Origin of the sequence: Streptomyces mirabilis (genome assembly GCF_039503195.1) — a bacterium.
In the GTDB taxonomy this organism is placed as follows: domain Bacteria; phylum Actinomycetota; class Actinomycetes; order Streptomycetales; family Streptomycetaceae; genus Streptomyces; species Streptomyces mirabilis_D.
This window is the reverse complement of sequence record NZ_JBCJKP010000001.1, coordinates 6,786,341-6,802,611: the sequence shown is the minus strand read 5'-3', so window position 1 is coordinate 6,802,611 and position 16,271 is coordinate 6,786,341. Positions and strand designations below refer to the sequence as shown.

Here is a 16,271-nt window from a genome sequence, read left to right as displayed (position 1 = left end):
TCGACCGATGTCGGCCGACAGCCGACACAAACGGCTGACGGCACGGCGAAGGCCCGGGCCTCCCTCACGGGACCCGGGCCTTCCCTTCCGGCAGCGTCCGTCACGCCGCTACCGGAACCTCCGACGTCGCGCCGTTCATCGCCGGCGACAGCGCCAGTTCCAGGACCTGGCGGACGTCCGTGACGGCGTGGACGTCCAGCTTCTCCAGCACCTCGGCCGGGACGTCGTCCAGGTCGGCCTCGTTGCGCTTCGGGATGATGACCGTGGTGACACCCGCCCGGTGCGCGGCGAGCAGCTTCTGCTTCACCCCGCCGATGGGCAGGACACGGCCGGTCAGTGAGACCTCACCCGTCATCGCCACGTCCGTGCGGACCAGTCGGCCGGACAGGAGCGAGGCCAGCGCCGTCGTCATGGTGACGCCCGCGCTCGGACCGTCCTTGGGGACCGCGCCCGCCGGGAAGTGGATGTGCACGCCCCGGTCCTTCAGGTCGCCGACCGGCAGTTCCAGCTCGGCGCCGTGCGAGCGGAGGAAGGAGAGCGCGATCTGCGCCGACTCCTTCATCACGTCACCCAGCTGTCCGGTCAGGGTCAGACCGGCCGCGCCGGTCTCCGGGTCGGCCAGCGACGCCTCCACGAAGAGGACGTCACCGCCCGCGCCCGTCACGGCCAGACCGGTGGCGACACCGGGCACCGCGGTACGGCGCTCGGCCGGGTCCTGGGCGGACTCGGGCACGTGGTGCGGCCGTCCGACGAGCCCGCGCAGGTCGGCGTCGGTCACCGTGAAGGGCAGCACCCGCTCGCCGAGTTCGTGCTGCGCCGCGACCTTGCGGAGCAGGCGTGCGACGGCCCGCTCCAGGTTGCGTACGCCCGCTTCCCGGGTGTACTCCCCGGCGAGCTTGCGCAGCGCGCTCTCGTCGAGCGCGACCTCCTCCTTCTCCAGACCGGCCCGCTCCAGCTGACGCGGCAGCAGGTGGTCACGGGCGATGACGACCTTCTCGTCCTCGGTGTACCCGTCGAGCCGGACCAGTTCCATACGGTCGAGCAGCGCCTCCGGGATGGCTTCGAGCACGTTGGCCGTCGCCAGGAACACCACGTCGCTGAGGTCGAGCTCGACCTCCAGGTAGTGGTCCCGGAAGGTGTGGTTCTGGGCGGGGTCGAGGACTTCGAGCAGCGCCGCGGCGGGGTCGCCGCGGAAGTCGGAGCCGACCTTGTCGATCTCGTCCAGCAGGACCACCGGGTTCATGGACCCGGCCTCCTTGATGGCGCGGACGATACGGCCGGGCAGCGCGCCGACGTATGTACGCCGGTGGCCTCGGATCTCGGCCTCGTCCCGTACGCCGCCGAGCGCGACCCGGACGAACTTGCGGCCCATGGCGTGCGCGACGGACTCGCCGAGCGAGGTCTTGCCGACACCGGGCGGACCGACGAGCGCGAGCACGGCACCGCCGCGCCGCCCGCCGACGACGCCGAGACCACGCTCGGAACGCCGCTTGCGCACGGCCAGGTACTCGGTGATGCGCTCCTTCACGTCCTCCAGACCGGCGTGCTCGGCGTCCAGGATGCCCTTGGCGCCCTGGATGTCGTACTCGTCCTCGGTCCGCTCGTTCCACGGCAGTTCCAGGACCGTGTCGAGCCAGGTCCGGATCCAGCCGCCCTCGGGCGACTGGTCGCTGGACCGCTCCAGCTTGTCGACTTCCTTGAGCGCGGCCTCGCGGACGTTCTCGGGGAGGTCGGCGGCCTCGACGCGGGTCCGGTAGTCGTCGGACTCCTCGCCCTCCTTGGCGTCGCCGTTCAGCTCGCGCAGCTCCTTGCGGACGGCTTCGAGCTGGCGCCGCAGCAGGAACTCGCGCTGCTGCTTGTCGACGCCTTCCTGGACGTCCTTCGCGATGGACTCGGCGACATCCTGCTCGGCGAGGTGCTCACGCAGCTGCTCGGTGGCGAGCTTCAGCCGGGCGACCGGGTCGGCGGTCTCCAGCAGCGTGACCTTCTGCTCGGTGCTCAGGAACGGGGAGTAACCGGAATTGTCGGCAAGGGCGGACACGTCGTCGATGGCCTGCACGCGGTCCACGACCTGCCAGGCGCCGCGCTTGCGCAGCCAGCTGGTGGCGAGGGCCTTGTACTCCTTGACCAGCTCGGCGACATGGCCGGGCAGCGGGTCGGGCACGGTCTCGTCGACCCGGGTGCCCTCGACCCACAGGGCGGCACCAGGACCGGTCGTCCCGGCGCCGATCTTCACGCGCCCACGGCCGCGGATCAGCGCGCCCGGGTCGCCGTCGGCCAGTCGGCCGACCTGCTCGACGGTGCCGAGCACGCCCGTGCTCGGGTACGCCCCGTCGATGCGTGGCACCAGCAGCACCTTCGGCTTGCCGGGCTCCGACCGCGCGGCGGCCTGGGCGGCCTCCACCGCGGCGCGCACATCGGCGTCGTTCAGGTCCAGCGGAACCACCATCCCGGGCAGCACGACCTCGTCATCGAGCGGCAACACGGGCAGGGTGAGCGGTGTGGACGTCGAAGCCATTATCTCTCCCTAGGCAGTCAAGTTGAGCTATGCCGACTCAATGCACGTGAGCCCCGGATTGTTCCCCAGGGTCTGTTCGCTGTGAGCGATCGCTCTCCCGACTCCGCGCCACGGAGACATCCGCACAGGTCGGCGGGGTATCCGCCCCGCTTCCCTCTTGGTCGGCGCCACTCCGCCGCAAATACGCGGCGAGCGCCTGTGGTGCGGTCAACGCCGTCGGCCCGCCGTCCCTTCCCGTACGAGGGCAGAACAGGTCCCGCACGAGGGCAGGAGCAGGGACGGGGACGGGGGTCGACTCGGCGCCGGGTGGTCGTGGGCGCCGGGACGGCGGCCGTCGGGCGGGCCCCGGCCGCCACCGCGCCCGCCGCTCCCGGCGGCCATCGTTCCGGGCGGCCCACCATCCTCGTCGTCGTCACCGACGACCCACCCAGAGGAACGGAGCGGGCGAGGCCCGAGACCGTCGACTGGCTCGGGGGACTCGGCACGGCCAGGACCGACGACCGGCTCACGGCGCACGGCGCACGTCGAGGACAAGCAGCCGATCCACAGCTGGGCGACGTACATCGGCAAGACGGAGCAGTACGGCGACGTACATCGGCAAGACGAAGCAGTACACGGAGTGCTACGGCCTCCGCGTACTCCGGGCCTCCGCGTACTCCGGCCTCCGCCTGGACCGGCAGGGTCGGCTGCCCGGCGGGGTGAACGGCGGCGAGGTCCTGTTTCGCGAGTACTACGGCGCGTACTACGACCTGCGCGGCGACCCGTACCAGCTCACCGACAGGCTCCACGGAGCGCGTGCGCAACAGGAGCGCCGCCTCGGCGTCCCGGAGCGGGCCCGACGGCTGACGGCGGCCCGGGCCACCTGGCCCGACCGGACCGGGCCCGCCCCGAACACCCCGACCACCCGCGGTGCTAGGCGGCGACGGTGCCGGGCGTCCGAGCGGTGTGTACGGCGGCGGGGGTGGCGGGGCCGGAGGCCGCCTGCGTACGGGCGCGGCGCCAGCCCCGGACCAGCGGCCAGGTCGACACCCCGATCGCCAGGGACATCACGTGCCCCCAGTCCGTCATCGGGTCGGCGAATTCGAGCAGGTCCCCGACGACCATCGAGCCGAAGACGACCAGCAGCGGCCAGCGCAGCCAGGGCCTCAGCAGCCCGGCGAGCGCGCCGACGCTCGTGGCGACGCCGAAGCTGATGCCGTAGTCGAGGCGGTGCAAGGAGCTGTCGGGGAGGTCTCCCACCAGCACGGAAAGGCCGACGGGCACCTCGGTGGCCAAGGTGGCCACGACGTGCCCGAGCAGAAAGACTCCGGCGGCCCGCAGGCCGCCTATCCGCCGCTCCAGCGCGGTCAGCACCAGCACGAACCCGATGGCGTACGGCGAGGTGATCCCGCCCGCCATCCACAGCGCGCTGGCCAGCAGCACCAGCACCGGTTCGCGTACGAGGTGCGCGACATCGGTGCTGGACCCCTGCTGCAAGGCGTGGACGAGGGAGGGGTCCGCGTAGTCGGTGACCATCGCGGTGACGGTGAGCACGACCGCGTAACCGAAGGTGAACGGCGTTCCGGTGGGGGTGGGCAGCAGCCGCCAGGGACGAAGTGACCGGAGCCGGGCGAGGGCGCGGGAGACGGGTGGAGCGGATGGGGCGGGAGGGGCGAGTACAGGGGATGTCGTCGCCGGGCGGGGGCGGGCAACACGGCCGTGGCGCCGCGTTGTCGCGGCACCCCGTCCAGGAGAAGCGTGCCTGCCTGTGGGTCCTTGAGCGCGGCATCGGCCGAGGAGGCCGTCGGGGCCGTGGTCGTCGCCACTGCCGTCGCCGTCGCGGTCGTGCTCCGGTCCAAGGTGAGGGGCTCCTTCCGTCCCGCCCCACCTTTGGGGGCTCGCGGCGCCGCTGTCTATGACCGACGCCACGTGGGAGGCGATTCATAGCAACCTGATAAGCGCGTACGGCGTCCGGGGTCGCCGTCTCCGCACACGCGTCCGAGTCAGTCCGTGCGCGCGTCCGAGTCGGTCCCTGCGTGCGAACAAGTCAGTCCTGCATGTGCGTCCGAAGGCAGCCCCGCGCCCGAGACGGTGATCGAGCGCAGCAGCCGGTGGAGGTAGGCCCGCGTCCGAGCGGACATGTCGACGCCCGTGGGGTCGAGGGCCCACTGCAGCTGGATGCCGTCCATGACGGCGGCGAACTCCTCGGCGAGCGCCTCGCAGTCGGTGTCGGGCTTCAGTTCGCCGCTCGCGACCGCCTCGTGCAGTGCTACGCCGACCTCGACGAGATCGGCGTAGCACTGCACGAAGAACGCGTGGGCGGGGTGGCCGGGATCGCCCGCCTCGGCGAGCAGGACGCGGACGGCACCTTCGCCACCGACGGGCCCCTCGTGCACGCCCCGCCCCCGAGCTGATCGAGGGCAGGGGACTGACCCACTTCAACCTCGTCGGCCAGTACGGCGTGCGCGAGACGGCCCAGTGGGTCAACCAGGTCCAGGAGCCGGCCGCGAGCACCCGTCTGGGCATCCCGGTCACCCTCTCCACCGACCCGCGCCACGCGTTCACCGACCACCCGGGCGCCTCCTTCAACTCCGGCGCCTGCTCCGCCTGGCCCGAACCCCTGGGCCTGGCCGCGATCGGCGACCCGGCGCTGGTGGAGCGCTTCGGGGACACGGTCCGTCGCGAGTACCTGGCGGTGGGCTTCCGGGTCGCGCTGCACCCGCCGATCGACCTGGCCACCGAGCCGCGCTGGTCGCGCCGGAGCGGCACGTTCGGATCCAGCGCGGAGCCGACGAGCGAGCTGGTTCGGGCGTGCGTACGCGGTCTCCCGGGGACGAGGCTCGGACCGGACTCCGTCGCCGCCATGGTCGAGCACTTCCCCGGCGGCGGACCGCAGAAGGACGGCGAGGACCCGCACTTCGCGCAGGGCAAGGAGCAGATCTACCCGGGCGGCCTGCGTGAGTACCACCTCCAGCCCTTCGAGGCGGCCGTGGAGGCCCGCCTCCGAGCAAGTGGCCGCCGCGTACGGCAATGTCGTCGCCGATCCCGTCGACGCGGACCTCGCGGTCCTGCGGCTGCGCACGCCCTCCGAGGAGCGCCTCGGTCTCTTCGAGTCCTTCTTCCACTCGGGGTCGCTGGCCTTCCCGGAGGACGAGCTCAAGGAGATCCTGCGACTGCTGGACGCGGTGCCCACGCTGGTGTGCGTCAACCTCGAACGGCCCGCCGTCCTCACCGGGATCGCCGCGAAGGCGGCCGCGCTGGTCGCCGACTACGGCGCGAGCGACACGGCACTCCTGGACGTCGCCATCGGACGGGCGCGGGCCCAGGGGCGACTGCCGTTCGAACTGCCGCGCTCCATGGGGGCGGTCGAGGCGTCACGGCCGGACGTCCCCGGCGACACCGAGGACTCCGTGTTCCCTTACGGGCACGGACTGAACCTCTGACCTCCCGAGGGTTAATTCGGCTGCCCATCCTGGTGAAAGTGCCAGGATGGGAGCCATGACTGCCTCGTACGACATCCCTGTAGTCATCGATCGCCGGGAAGGCCCCTACGGCGAGGTCGTGTTGCGGCGTCACGGGGCGCTGCTGCAGATCATCGCCAACGGGTGCTTCCTGATGGACACCTCCGACGGCCGCTCGGAACGGCTGCTCGTCGACGCCGCGCTGGACGCCCTGGACGGACGGGCGGAGCCCAGGGTGCTGATCGGGGGGCTCGGTGTCGGGTTCTCCCTCGCACACGCCGCCGCCGACCCGCGCTGGGGGCACATCACCGTCGTCGAACGCGAAGGGGCCGTCATCGACTGGCACCGTGACGGACCGCTGGCGGAACTCTCCGCGGCGGCGCTCGCCGACCCCCGGACCGAGATCGTGAGATCCGATCTGCTCGCTCACGTCAATGAGACTTCCGACACGTACGACGCGCTGTGCCTCGACATCGACAACGGCCCCGACTGGACCGTCACCGAAGACAACACCGGGCTGTACGGACCGGCCGGACTGGCAAGCTGCGCAAGGGTGTTGAAGCCGGGCGGGGTGCTCGCCGTGTGGTCGGCGCAGCCCTCTCCGGAATTTGAAGGAACGCTGCGGAATGCCGGATTCCACCAGGTGCGTACCGAAGAGATCCCCGTTGCCCGGGGCGTTCCGGACGTCGTCCACCTCGCGGTCGGGCCTGGATAGCCGAGCGAAGGTGACTGCCCGTACCCTGCTTCCCTGGCGCAGATCATTCAAGCGTCAAGCGCAGTCATGGGATCACCCCACGGATTCCGGAAAGCACACCTCAGGGGCGGGCGATGGAGCAGACACACACCTCGCACAACGGCACGGCGGCCACGCCAGGCGCTCAGCGCCGGGTGCTGGTGGTCGAGGACGACCCGACGATCGTCGACGCCATCGCGGCCCGCCTGCGAGCCGAGGGATTCCTCGTGCAAACCGCGGGCGACGGACCGGCCGCCGTCGACACAGCAGAGGCCTGGCAGCCCGACCTGCTGATCCTCGACATCATGCTGCCCGGCTTCGACGGCCTGGAGGTCTGCCGACGCGTGCAGGCCCAGCGCCCGGTGCCGGTGCTGATGCTCACCGCGCGCGACGACGAGACCGACATGCTGGTCGGGCTCGGCGTCGGCGCCGACGACTACATGACCAAGCCGTTCTCGATGCGCGAGCTGGCCGCGCGCGTGCACGTCCTGCTGCGCCGGGTCGAGCGGGCCGTGGTGGCCGCCTCGACGCCACGCAGCGGGATCCTGCGCCTCGGCGAGCTGGAGATCGACCACGCGCAGCGCCGGGTGCGGGTGCGCTCGGAGGACGTGCACCTCACGCCCACCGAATTCGACCTCCTGGTATGCCTCGCCAACACTCCGCGCGCGGTACTCTCCCGCGAGCAGTTGCTGGCCGAGGTCTGGGACTGGGCGGACGCCTCGGGCACTCGGACCGTGGACAGCCACATCAAGGCGCTGCGCCGGAAGATCGGTGCCGAGCGGATCCGTACCGTCCACGGCGTGGGCTACGCCCTGGAGACCCCGACTCCCTGAGCCGGGTCTCCGCAGGGACCAGGAACCTCATGTAGGGGGCTGATGTCATGAGCGGGCTCGGTGAATCGGGCAGAACCACGGGCGTCGTGAGCGGTCCCGGTGAGCCGGGCCGCGGCGAGGGGTTCTGGGGCTCCGTACGCCCCTTCTCGATCAAGACCAAGCTGGGCGCTCTGGTCGTCATCTCCGTGCTCATCACCACGGGCCTGTCGATGATCGCGGTGCACACCAAGACGGAGCTCCGCTTCATCACGGTCTTCTCGATGATCGCCACACTGCTGATAACGCAGTTCGTGGCCCATTCGCTCACGGCTCCGCTGGACGAGATGAACACGGTCGCCCGCTCCATCTCGCACGGCGACTACACCCGCCGGGTGCGTGACGACCGGCGGGACGAGCTGGGCGACCTGGCCCAGACGATCAACCTCATGGCCGACGAACTGGAGGCCCAGGACCGCCAGCGCAAGGAACTCGTGGCGAATGTCTCGCACGAGCTGCGCACCCCCATCGCGGGCCTGCGCGCGGTCCTGGAGAACGTCGTGGACGGCGTCTCCGCCGCCGATCCCGAGACGATGCGTACGGCCCTGAAGCAGACGGAGCGGCTGGGCCGGCTGGTCGAGACGCTGCTGGACCTCTCCAGGCTGGACAACGGCGTCGTACCCCTGCGCAGGCGCCGTTTCGAGGTGTGGCCGTACCTGTCCGGCGTGCTCAAGGAGGCCAACATGGTCGCCTCCGTGCGCGCGGGCATCGCCTCGGGCTCCGGCAGTCACACCCGCACCGACGTCCATCTGCACCTCGACGTGTCCCCGCCGGAGCTGACCGCGCACGCGGACCCGGAGCGGATCCACCAGGTCGTGGCGAACCTCATCGACAACGCGGTCAAGCACAGCCCGCCGCACGGCCGGGTGACGGTCAAGGCGCGGCGCGGCGACTACCCGGAGTCACTCGCCCTGGAGGTCCTGGACGAGGGCCCCGGCATTCCGCAGTCGGAGTGGCACCGGGTCTTCGAGCGCTTCAACCGTGGCGGGGTGCCCTCGCCGCACGGCCCGGGCAGCGACGGCGGTACGGGGCTCGGGCTCGCCATCGCCCGGTGGGCGGTCGATCTGCACGGCGGTCGGATCGGCGTGGCCGAATCCCAGCGGGGCTGCCGGATTCAGGTCATCCTTCCAGGGCTTCCTTCTCTCCCAAGTTGACGTAAAGTTCGAACCGGAGCCACAAGATCCACCGTCGTCCCGTGCTCGTGGACACGTGTGATCAGGCACAGGGCCGTGTGAGTCGTACCGCGACCCTGGATCGACGTACCCATTCCGGACCGAAACCCCGCTTGTTTCCCGCCATTTCCTTCCCCGAAACACGCTTTCCGATGTGACTTACACGACGTTGGACCGGCCCGGCCTGACCTTCTCGGCCATGGGGGCGTAGCCTTAATTCCCGCTGTCCATCACCTTGTGAAGCGGAAGAGGGCGGTTGCCGCCGTGTCGCCACAGTCCCCCAGTAACTCGAGCATCTCGACCGATGACCAAGCCGCCGGGAAGAACCCCGCGGCCGCGTTCGGTGCGAACGAATGGCTCGTCGACGAGATCTATCAGCAGTACCTCCAGGACCCGAATTCGGTAGACCGAGCCTGGTGGGACTTCTTCGCCGACTACAAGCCGGGGGCTCCTGCCGCCTCGGCTTCGGCGGGTACTGCGGCCGCGGGGGCCGCAGGGACCACCACCCCGTCAGCGACGCCACAGGCCGCGCCTGCCGCTCCGGCGGCCCCGGCCGCACCCGCGGCGCCCGCAGCCCCGGCTCAGGCCGCTCCTGCGCCCGTCCAGGCCGCCGCTCCCGCCGCCGCTCCGGTGGCGCCGAAGCCCGCTGTCGCCGCCCCGGCCCCCGTGAAGGCCGCTCCGGCCGCCGCGAAGCCGAAGGCCGAGCCCGCGACCCAGGCCCCCGATGGTCCCGAGTACGTCACGCTGCGTGGTCCCGCCGGTGCCGTCGCGAAGAACATGAACGCCTCCCTGGAGCTGCCCACGGCCACGTCCGTGCGCGCGGTCCCGGTGAAGCTGCTCTTCGACAACCGCATCGTCATCAACAACCACCTGAAGCGCGCCCGGGGCGGGAAGATCTCCTTCACCCACCTCATCGGCTACGCGATGGTGCAGGCCATCAAGGCCATGCCGTCGATGAACTGGCACTACGCGGAGAAGGACGGGAAGCCCACCCTCGTCAAGCCCGCGCACGTCAACTTCGGTCTCGCCATCGACCTGGTGAAGCCGAACGGCGACCGCCAGCTCGTCGTCGCCGGCATCAAGAAGGCCGAGACGCTGAACTTCTTCGAGTTCTGGCAGGCCTACGAGGACATCGTCCGCCGCGCCCGCGACGGCAAGCTGACGATGGACGACTTCACCGGTGTCACGGTCTCCCTGACCAACCCCGGCGGCCTCGGCACCGTCCACTCCGTCCCGCGTCTGATGCCCGGCCAGTCGGTCATCATGGGCGTCGGCTCCATGGACTACCCGGCGGAGTTCCAGGGCACCTCCCAGGACACCCTGAACAAGCTCGGCATCTCGAAGGTCATGACGCTCACGTCGACCTACGACCACCGGGTGATCCAGGGCGCCGCCTCCGGCGAGTTCCTCAGGATCGTCGCGAACCTCCTCCTCGGTGAGAACGGCTTCTTCGACGAGATCTTCGAGGCCCTGCGCATCCCCTACGAGCCGGTCCGCTGGCTCAAGGACATCGACGCCAGCCACGACGACGACGTCACGAAGGCCGCCCGCGTCTTCGAGCTGATCCACTCCTACCGGGTCCGCGGCCACGTCATGGCCGACACCGACCCGCTGGAGTACCGCCAGCGCAAGCACCCCGACCTCGACATCACCGAGCACGGCCTCACCCTGTGGGACCTGGAGCGCGAGTTCGCGGTCGGCGGCTTCTCCGGCAAGTCGATGATGAAGCTGCGCGACATCCTCGGTGTGCTGCGCGACTCGTACTGCCGCACCACCGGCATCGAGTTCATGCACATCCAGGACCCGAAGCAGCGCAAGTGGATCCAGGACCGCGTCGAGCGCCCGCACTCCAAGCCGGAGCGCGAGGAGCAGCTGCGCATCCTGCGCCGCCTGAATGCGGCGGAGGCCTTCGAGACCTTCCTGCAGACGAAGTACGTCGGCCAGAAGCGCTTCTCCCTGGAGGGCGGCGAGTCCGTCATCCCGCTGCTCGACGCCGTGATCGACAGCGCCGCGGAGTCCCGCCTGGACGAGGTCGTCATCGGCATGGCCCACCGCGGCCGCCTGAACGTCCTCGCCAACATCGTCGGCAAGTCGTACGCGCAGATCTTCCGCGAGTTCGAGGGCAACCTCGACCCGAAGTCGATGCACGGCTCCGGCGACGTGAAGTACCACCTGGGCGCCGAGGGCACCTTCACCGGCCTCGACGGCGAGCAGATCAAGGTCTCGCTGGCCGCGAACCCCTCCCACCTGGAGACGGTCGACCCGGTCATCGAGGGCATCGCCCGCGCCAAGCAGGACATCATCAACAAGGGCGGCACGGACTTCACCGTCCTGCCGGTCGCCCTGCACGGTGACGCGGCCTTCGCGGGCCAGGGTGTGGTCGCCGAGACGCTGAACATGTCGCAGCTGCGTGGCTACCGCACCGGCGGCACGGTCCACATCGTCATCAACAACCAGGTCGGCTTCACCGCCGCCCCGGAGTCCTCGCGCTCCTCCATGTACGCCACCGATGTGGCCCGCATGATCGAGGCGCCGATCTTCCACGTGAACGGCGACGACCCCGAGGCCGTCGTCCGCGTCGCTCGCCTGGCCTTCGAGTTCCGCCAGGCGTTCAACAAGGACGTCGTGATCGACCTCATCTGCTACCGCCGTCGCGGGCACAACGAGTCGGACAACCCGGCGTTCACGCAGCCGCTGATGTACGACCTGATCGACAAGAAGCGCTCGGTGCGCAAGCTCTACACCGAGTCCCTGATCGGCCGCGGCGACATCACCCTCGAAGAGGCCGAGCAGGCGCTGCAGGACTTCCAGGGCCAGCTGGAGAAGGTGTTCACCGAGGTCCGCGAGGCCGTCTCGCAGGGGGCCGAGGTGCAGATCTCGGACCCGCAGGCGCAGTTCCCGGTGGCCGTGCAGACCGCGGTCTCCCAGGAGGTCGTCAAGCGGATCGCCGAGTCCCAGGTCAACATCCCCGACAACGTCACCGTCCACCCGCGTCTGCTGCCGCAGCTGCAGCGCCGGGCGGCGATGATCGAGGACGGCACGATCGACTGGGGCATGGGCGAGACCCTCGCCATCGGCTCCCTCCTCCTGGAGGGCACCCCGGTCCGGCTGTCGGGCCAGGACTCCCGCCGCGGCACCTTCGGCCAGCGCCACGCGGTCCTGATCGACCGGGTCACGGGCGAGGACTTCACCCCGCTCCAGTACCTCTCCGACGACCAGGCCCGCTACAACGTCTACGACTCCCTGCTCTCCGAGTACGCGGTCATGGGCTTCGAGTACGGCTACTCGCTGGCCCGCCCGGACGCCCTCGTGATGTGGGAGGCGCAGTTCGGCGACTTCGTCAACGGCGCGCAGACGGTCGTCGACGAGTACATCTCGGCCGCGGAGCAGAAGTGGGGCCAGACGTCCGGCGTCACCCTCCTCCTCCCGCACGGCTACGAGGGCCAGGGCCCGGACCACTCCTCGGCCCGCATCGAGCGCTTCCTCCAGCTGTGCGCGCAGAACAACATGACGGTCGCCCAGCCGACGCTCCCGTCGAACTACTTCCACCTCCTGCGGTGGCAGGTGCACAACCCGCACCACAAGCCGCTGGTCGTCTTCACCCCGAAGTCGATGCTGCGCCTCAAGGCCGCCGCGTCGAAGACGGAGGAGTTCACCACGGGCGCCTTCCGCCCCGTCATCGGCGACGACTCGGTCGAGGCCGCGGCGGTCCGCAAGGTCGTCTTCTGCGCCGGCAAGCTGTACTACGACCTCGAGGCCGAGCGGCAGAAGCGCGGCGTCACGGACACCGCGATCATCCGCATCGAGCGCCTGTACCCGCTCGCGGGTGCGGAGCTCCAGGCGGAGATCGCCAAGTACCCGAACGCCGAGAAGTACCTGTGGGCCCAGGAGGAGCCGGCGAACCAGGGCGCGTGGCCCTTCATCGCCCTCAACCTGATCGACCACCTGGACCTGGCCGTCGGCGCCGACATCCCGGGCGCCGAGCGGCTGCGCCGCATCTCCCGCCCGGCCGGCTCGTCCCCGGCCGTGGGCTCGGCGAAGCGGCACCAGGCCGAGCAGGAGCAGCTGGTGCGTGAGGTGTTCGAGGCGTAGCCCTCGACCCGCTCACGTCCGGTGAAGGGCCCGGCTTCCGAGAACACCGGAGGCCGGGCCTTTCCCTGTGCCACCGTTCCTGCGGTGCTACGGGGTCCGAGGCCCTCCGGGCGCCCCGTGCGCCCACTTATCCTTTTCTCAGCGTTCCCCTTCACTTTCACCGACGGAGCACCATCCATGTACTTCACCGACCGTGGCATCGAGGAACTGGAGAAGCGGCGCGGCGAGGAGGAGGTCACCTTCGAGTGGCTCGCCGAGCAGCTGCGTACGTTCGTCGACCTCAATCCGGACTTCGAGGTGCCCGTGGAGCGGCTGGCGACGTGGCTGGCGCGGCTGGACGACGAGGACGACGAGGAGTAGGCCCCCGACGTCGGGAGCGGGTGGGCGTCAGTCGAAGGCGCGCAGCCGGTCGTACGCGAGGCCGAGCGCCCCGTGGAACATCAGGAGCGTCCCCGCGACGATCCAGCCTGCGCTGTGGCGCCGTACGCCCCACACGGTGAGCGGCAGCCCGGCGGCCAGCTGCCCGGTCGCGAGGACACGGGCCCGGCGCCCGCGCAGCCAGGAACTCCCACCGGCGCCTTCCACCGCCTCCAGCTCCGCCCGGACCGCCGCCCGCCACCCGTGCCACTCGATCTGCTCGGCACCTGGCTGGGTCCGGGCCACCTCGAGGAGCCGGTCGGCCGGCTCCCCGGGTCCGAGCCCGGCCGGCAGCAGCACCCCCGCGCGCGTGAGGACGGCGAGCAGTCCCCGCAGGCGCGCGCGGGCGTCCGCCCCGGATCCCGGCCTGGTCAGCGGGTCGAGCGCCTGCATGTCGAGGACCGGGTCGAGGCCGAGCCGCGCGGCGAAGGTGCACATCGCCTCGTCCTCACCGACCGGGGTGCCGTTCGCCAGCCATTCGTAGCCCACGGTGCGCCGGAAGCCCGCCGCGAGGGTGAGGCCGCTGCGGTCCGCGTCCCACCACAGGGCCAGTACGGGCCAGGGAGCGCTGACGGCCAGGGCGGTGGCCCACCCCGTGACCACGCGGTCGACGGGCTCGGCGCCGTGCAGCCAGGGCTCCCCCTCCGGAACGAGCACGCTCCACCCGGGTCCCGCCCCGGTGAGCAGCATCCGCTCCCGCAACAGCTGGGCGGCCAGACCGACGGACTCGTGCCCTGCCCGGCAGAGCAGCAGGGCGCCGGCGGCCTTGGCCTGGGACGGGTCGGGCGTCGTGGGCATGGGCACACCGTAGATCGACGGCGACCGCAATGGCCCGTTTTGCCCACCACGTCCCCGCCACTCACCCGCAAGCCCCGACAGCGAGGGCGTCACTTCCCCCAAACGAGTGCCTTGACTTTCCGCACCCGCGATATATCGTGAATAGCGGAAGACGCGATATGGCGCGTCGAGTCCAGATTACGTCGAGTCCAGACGCGCGCCCGGTCTGGTCGGGTCGTTGGGAGGTCTGCACCATGTCCGAGTGGTCCGTCGCAGAGCCGAGGAAGCTCACCTTCGACGACCCCGTGACGGCACTTCATGTGCGCGTCGTCAACGGAACGGTGAACGTCGTGGGGACCGACGAGGGTTCCGCCCGCCTGGAAGTCTCCGAGCTGGAGGGCCCGCCACTGCTCGTGACCCAGCAGGACGGCACGCTCACGGTGGCATACGAGGACCTGCCCTGGAAGGGCTTCCTCAAGTGGCTCGACCGCAAGGGCTGGCGCCGCAGCGCCGTCGTCACGTTGGCCGTCCCGGCCGGCACCTCCGTCGAGGTGGGCGTCGTCGGCGCCGCCGCCGTGGTCTCCGGGATGGAGAACCGGGTGGCGGTCAGGGGCGTCACGGGCGACACGACCCTCGTGCGGATCACCGGCCCCGTCCGCGTGGAGACCGTCTCCGGGAGCCTGGAGGCCCAGGCCGTCTCCGGCGACCTCCGCTTCAACTCCGTCTCCGGCGACCTGACCGTGGTCGAGGCCTCGGGCTGCTCCGTGCGCGCCGAATCGGTGAGCGGCTCGATGATCGTGGACCTCGATCCCAGGGGCACCCCCACCGACGTCCAGCTGTCGAACGTCTCGGGGGAGATCGCCATCCGCCTCCCGCACCCCGCGGACGCCGAGGTGGAGGCCAACACCGCCAGCGGCACGGTCTCCAGCGCCTTCGAGGACCTCCGGGTCAGCGGCCAGTGGGGCGCCAAGAAGATCACCGGCCGACTGGGCGCGGGCAACGGCAAGTTGAAGGCGATGACCGTCTCCGGCTCCATCGCCATGCTCCGCAGGCCGACGGCGGAGGACGAGCCCCGCGAGGACGGGTCGTCCGCTTCTCCGGAGACCCCGACCGACAAGAAGGTGCTCTGACATGCCTCCCGTCTTCGCCCACGGCCGCCTGCGCCTCTACCTGCTGAAGCTGCTGGACGAGGCCCCCCGCCACGGGTACGAGGTGATCCGGCTCCTGGAGGAGCGCTTCCAGGGGCTGTACGCGCCCTCGGCGGGCACCGTCTACCCCCGGCTGGCGAAGCTGGAGGCGGAAGGGCTGGTCACCCACACCACCGAGGGCGGCCGCAAGGTGTACGCGATCACGGACGCGGGCCGCGCCGAACTGGCCGACCGCAGCGGCGAACTGGCCGACCTGGAGCTGGAGATCCGCGATTCGGTCGCGGAGCTCGCCGCGGAGATCCGCGCCGATGTGCGGGGCGCGGCGGGCGATCTGCGCCGAGAGATGCGGGCCGCTGCCACCGAGGCGAGGCGCACCGGCAAGAGCGGCACCGGTACCGGCACCGGCACCGGAGAACACGAAGGTCCCGCGGGCGAGTTCGGGGACTTCGGAGACTCCCGGGACAAGGAATCGTGGCGGGTCGCCAAGGAGGAGATGCGGCGGGTCAAGCAGGAGTGGAAGGAGCAGAACCGGCGCGCGAAGGACGAGAGCCGCCGGGCCCGCGACGAGGCGCAGCGCGCGCGGCGCCAGGCCAAGGAGGCGCAGGAGGAGATGCAGCGCATGGCCAAGCGGGTCCAGGAGCAGGTCCAGGACCGCTTCGCGCGCGGCGACTGGCCGAACGGGGTCCGTGAGGGCCTGAGCGAACTGGCCAAGGAGTTCGGCGACTTCGGAAAGACCTTCGGCAAGGACTTCGGCTTCGGCCGCGCGGGTGCGGCGGCCACCGGGTCGGCGAAGCCCGAATACGCCGAGTACACGGACACTCCGGAGGAGTTCCCTGCCGACTACGCACCCTCCTGGGCCCACGAGGACTCCACCGGCGACCCGGCCCGTGACCTCGAACGCCTCCTGGACCGCTTCCGCGACGACATCCGCGACGCCGCCCGTGACCACGGGGTGACGGAGGACCAACTCCGCTCGGCCCGCCGCCACTTGTCGACGGCTGCGGCGCACATCGGGGCCGCGCTGCGCACGTCGAAGAGCTGACACCCATCGCCGCCCGGGGCTTTCCGAGCCCCGAGGGGATCCCCGGGCTCCGGCCGGGGACCT

Annotated in this window: 12 protein-coding genes and 1 pseudogene; 9 read left to right on the top strand and 4 right to left on the bottom strand. The window is 70.8% G+C overall.

Features of this window, described 5'->3' with window-relative positions; genetic code table 11:
- Positions 1-100: 100 nt before the first annotated feature.
- The 3 genes from lon to AAFF41_RS31435 form a co-directional block, all read right to left on the bottom strand.
- Positions 101-2,518, bottom strand: a complete 2,418-nt coding sequence (gene lon / locus AAFF41_RS31445; protein WP_319746343.1) for an endopeptidase La — start codon at positions 2,516-2,518, stop codon at positions 101-103.
- A gap of 912 nt (positions 2,519-3,430) precedes the next feature.
- Positions 3,431-4,051 carry a rhomboid-like protein gene (locus tag AAFF41_RS31440; protein ID WP_425526177.1) on the bottom strand — a complete coding sequence of 207 codons (621 nt, stop codon included), beginning with the start codon at positions 4,049-4,051 and terminating at the stop codon, positions 3,431-3,433.
- Between the two features lie 449 nt (positions 4,052-4,500).
- Positions 4,501-4,893: a TetR family transcriptional regulator C-terminal domain-containing protein gene (locus AAFF41_RS31435; protein WP_319746347.1), complete on the bottom strand. Its 393-nt coding sequence runs from the start codon at positions 4,891-4,893 to the stop codon at positions 4,501-4,503.
- Between the two features lie 65 nt (positions 4,894-4,958).
- Here AAFF41_RS31435 and AAFF41_RS31430 point away from each other — a divergent pair.
- The 7 genes and pseudogenes from AAFF41_RS31430 to AAFF41_RS31400 form a co-directional block, all read left to right on the top strand.
- Positions 4,959-5,444 (top strand): annotated as a pseudogene (locus tag AAFF41_RS31430) (glycoside hydrolase family 3 N-terminal domain-containing protein); the annotation flags it as partial.
- A gap of 10 nt (positions 5,445-5,454) precedes the next feature.
- Positions 5,455-5,940 carry a glycoside hydrolase family 3 C-terminal domain-containing protein gene (locus tag AAFF41_RS31425; protein ID WP_343324988.1) on the top strand — a complete coding sequence of 162 codons (486 nt, stop codon included), beginning with the start codon at positions 5,455-5,457 and terminating at the stop codon, positions 5,938-5,940.
- A gap of 55 nt (positions 5,941-5,995) precedes the next feature.
- Positions 5,996-6,673, top strand: a complete 678-nt coding sequence (locus tag AAFF41_RS31420; RefSeq protein ID WP_319746844.1) for a spermine/spermidine synthase domain-containing protein — start codon at positions 5,996-5,998, stop codon at positions 6,671-6,673.
- 113 nt (positions 6,674-6,786) lie between these two features.
- Positions 6,787-7,524 (top strand): response regulator transcription factor, encoded by a 738-nt coding sequence (locus AAFF41_RS31415; RefSeq protein WP_054236710.1) that lies wholly within the window; start codon positions 6,787-6,789, stop codon positions 7,522-7,524.
- Between the two features lie 47 nt (positions 7,525-7,571).
- Positions 7,572-8,714 carry a HAMP domain-containing sensor histidine kinase gene (locus AAFF41_RS31410; protein ID WP_225900459.1) on the top strand — a complete coding sequence of 381 codons (1,143 nt, stop codon included), beginning with the start codon at positions 7,572-7,574 and terminating at the stop codon, positions 8,712-8,714.
- Positions 8,715-8,996: 282 nt separating this feature from the next.
- Entirely contained in the window at positions 8,997-12,824 is a 3,828-nt protein-coding gene (locus AAFF41_RS31405) for a multifunctional oxoglutarate decarboxylase/oxoglutarate dehydrogenase thiamine pyrophosphate-binding subunit/dihydrolipoyllysine-residue succinyltransferase subunit (RefSeq protein ID WP_343324987.1), read from the top strand.
- A gap of 177 nt (positions 12,825-13,001) precedes the next feature.
- Positions 13,002-13,184 (top strand): DUF6104 family protein, encoded by a 183-nt coding sequence (locus AAFF41_RS31400; RefSeq protein WP_005312030.1) that lies wholly within the window; start codon positions 13,002-13,004, stop codon positions 13,182-13,184.
- Between the two features lie 27 nt (positions 13,185-13,211).
- Here AAFF41_RS31400 and AAFF41_RS31395 read toward each other — a convergent pair whose 3' ends face one another.
- Complete coding sequence (locus AAFF41_RS31395; protein ID WP_343324986.1) at positions 13,212-14,039, bottom strand: hypothetical protein; 828 nt, start codon at positions 14,037-14,039, stop codon at positions 13,212-13,214.
- A 233-nt stretch (positions 14,040-14,272) separates the two neighbouring features.
- On the opposite strand from AAFF41_RS31395, the gene AAFF41_RS31390 reads away from it, so the two are divergent.
- Positions 14,273-15,148 (top strand): DUF4097 family beta strand repeat-containing protein, encoded by an 876-nt coding sequence (locus tag AAFF41_RS31390; protein WP_343324985.1) that lies wholly within the window; start codon positions 14,273-14,275, stop codon positions 15,146-15,148.
- Position 15,149: 1 nt separating this feature from the next.
- On the top strand, positions 15,150-16,208 hold the full coding sequence (locus AAFF41_RS31385; RefSeq protein ID WP_343324984.1) for a PadR family transcriptional regulator: 1,059 nt from the start codon (positions 15,150-15,152) through the stop codon (positions 16,206-16,208).
- Positions 16,209-16,271 lie beyond the last annotated feature (63 nt).

Excerpts from the sequence above, each read along its gene's own strand:
- AAFF41_RS31410 (WP_225900459.1), top strand. The coding sequence starts at position 7,572 with ATGAGCGGGCTCGGTGAATCGGGCAGAACCACGGGCGTCGTGAGCGGT.
- AAFF41_RS31385 (WP_343324984.1), top strand. The coding sequence starts at position 15,150 with ATGCCTCCCGTCTTCGCCCACGGCCGCCTGCGCCTCTACCTGCTGAAG.
- AAFF41_RS31395 (WP_343324986.1), bottom strand. The coding sequence starts at position 14,039 with ATGCCCACGACGCCCGACCCGTCCCAGGCCAAGGCCGCCGGCGCCCTG.
- AAFF41_RS31390 (WP_343324985.1), top strand. The coding sequence starts at position 14,273 with ATGTCCGAGTGGTCCGTCGCAGAGCCGAGGAAGCTCACCTTCGACGAC.
- lon (WP_319746343.1), bottom strand. The coding sequence starts at position 2,518 with ATGGCTTCGACGTCCACACCGCTCACCCTGCCCGTGTTGCCGCTCGAT.
- AAFF41_RS31420 (WP_319746844.1), top strand. The coding sequence starts at position 5,996 with ATGACTGCCTCGTACGACATCCCTGTAGTCATCGATCGCCGGGAAGGC.
- AAFF41_RS31415 (WP_054236710.1), top strand. The coding sequence starts at position 6,787 with ATGGAGCAGACACACACCTCGCACAACGGCACGGCGGCCACGCCAGGC.
- AAFF41_RS31400 (WP_005312030.1), top strand. The coding sequence starts at position 13,002 with ATGTACTTCACCGACCGTGGCATCGAGGAACTGGAGAAGCGGCGCGGC.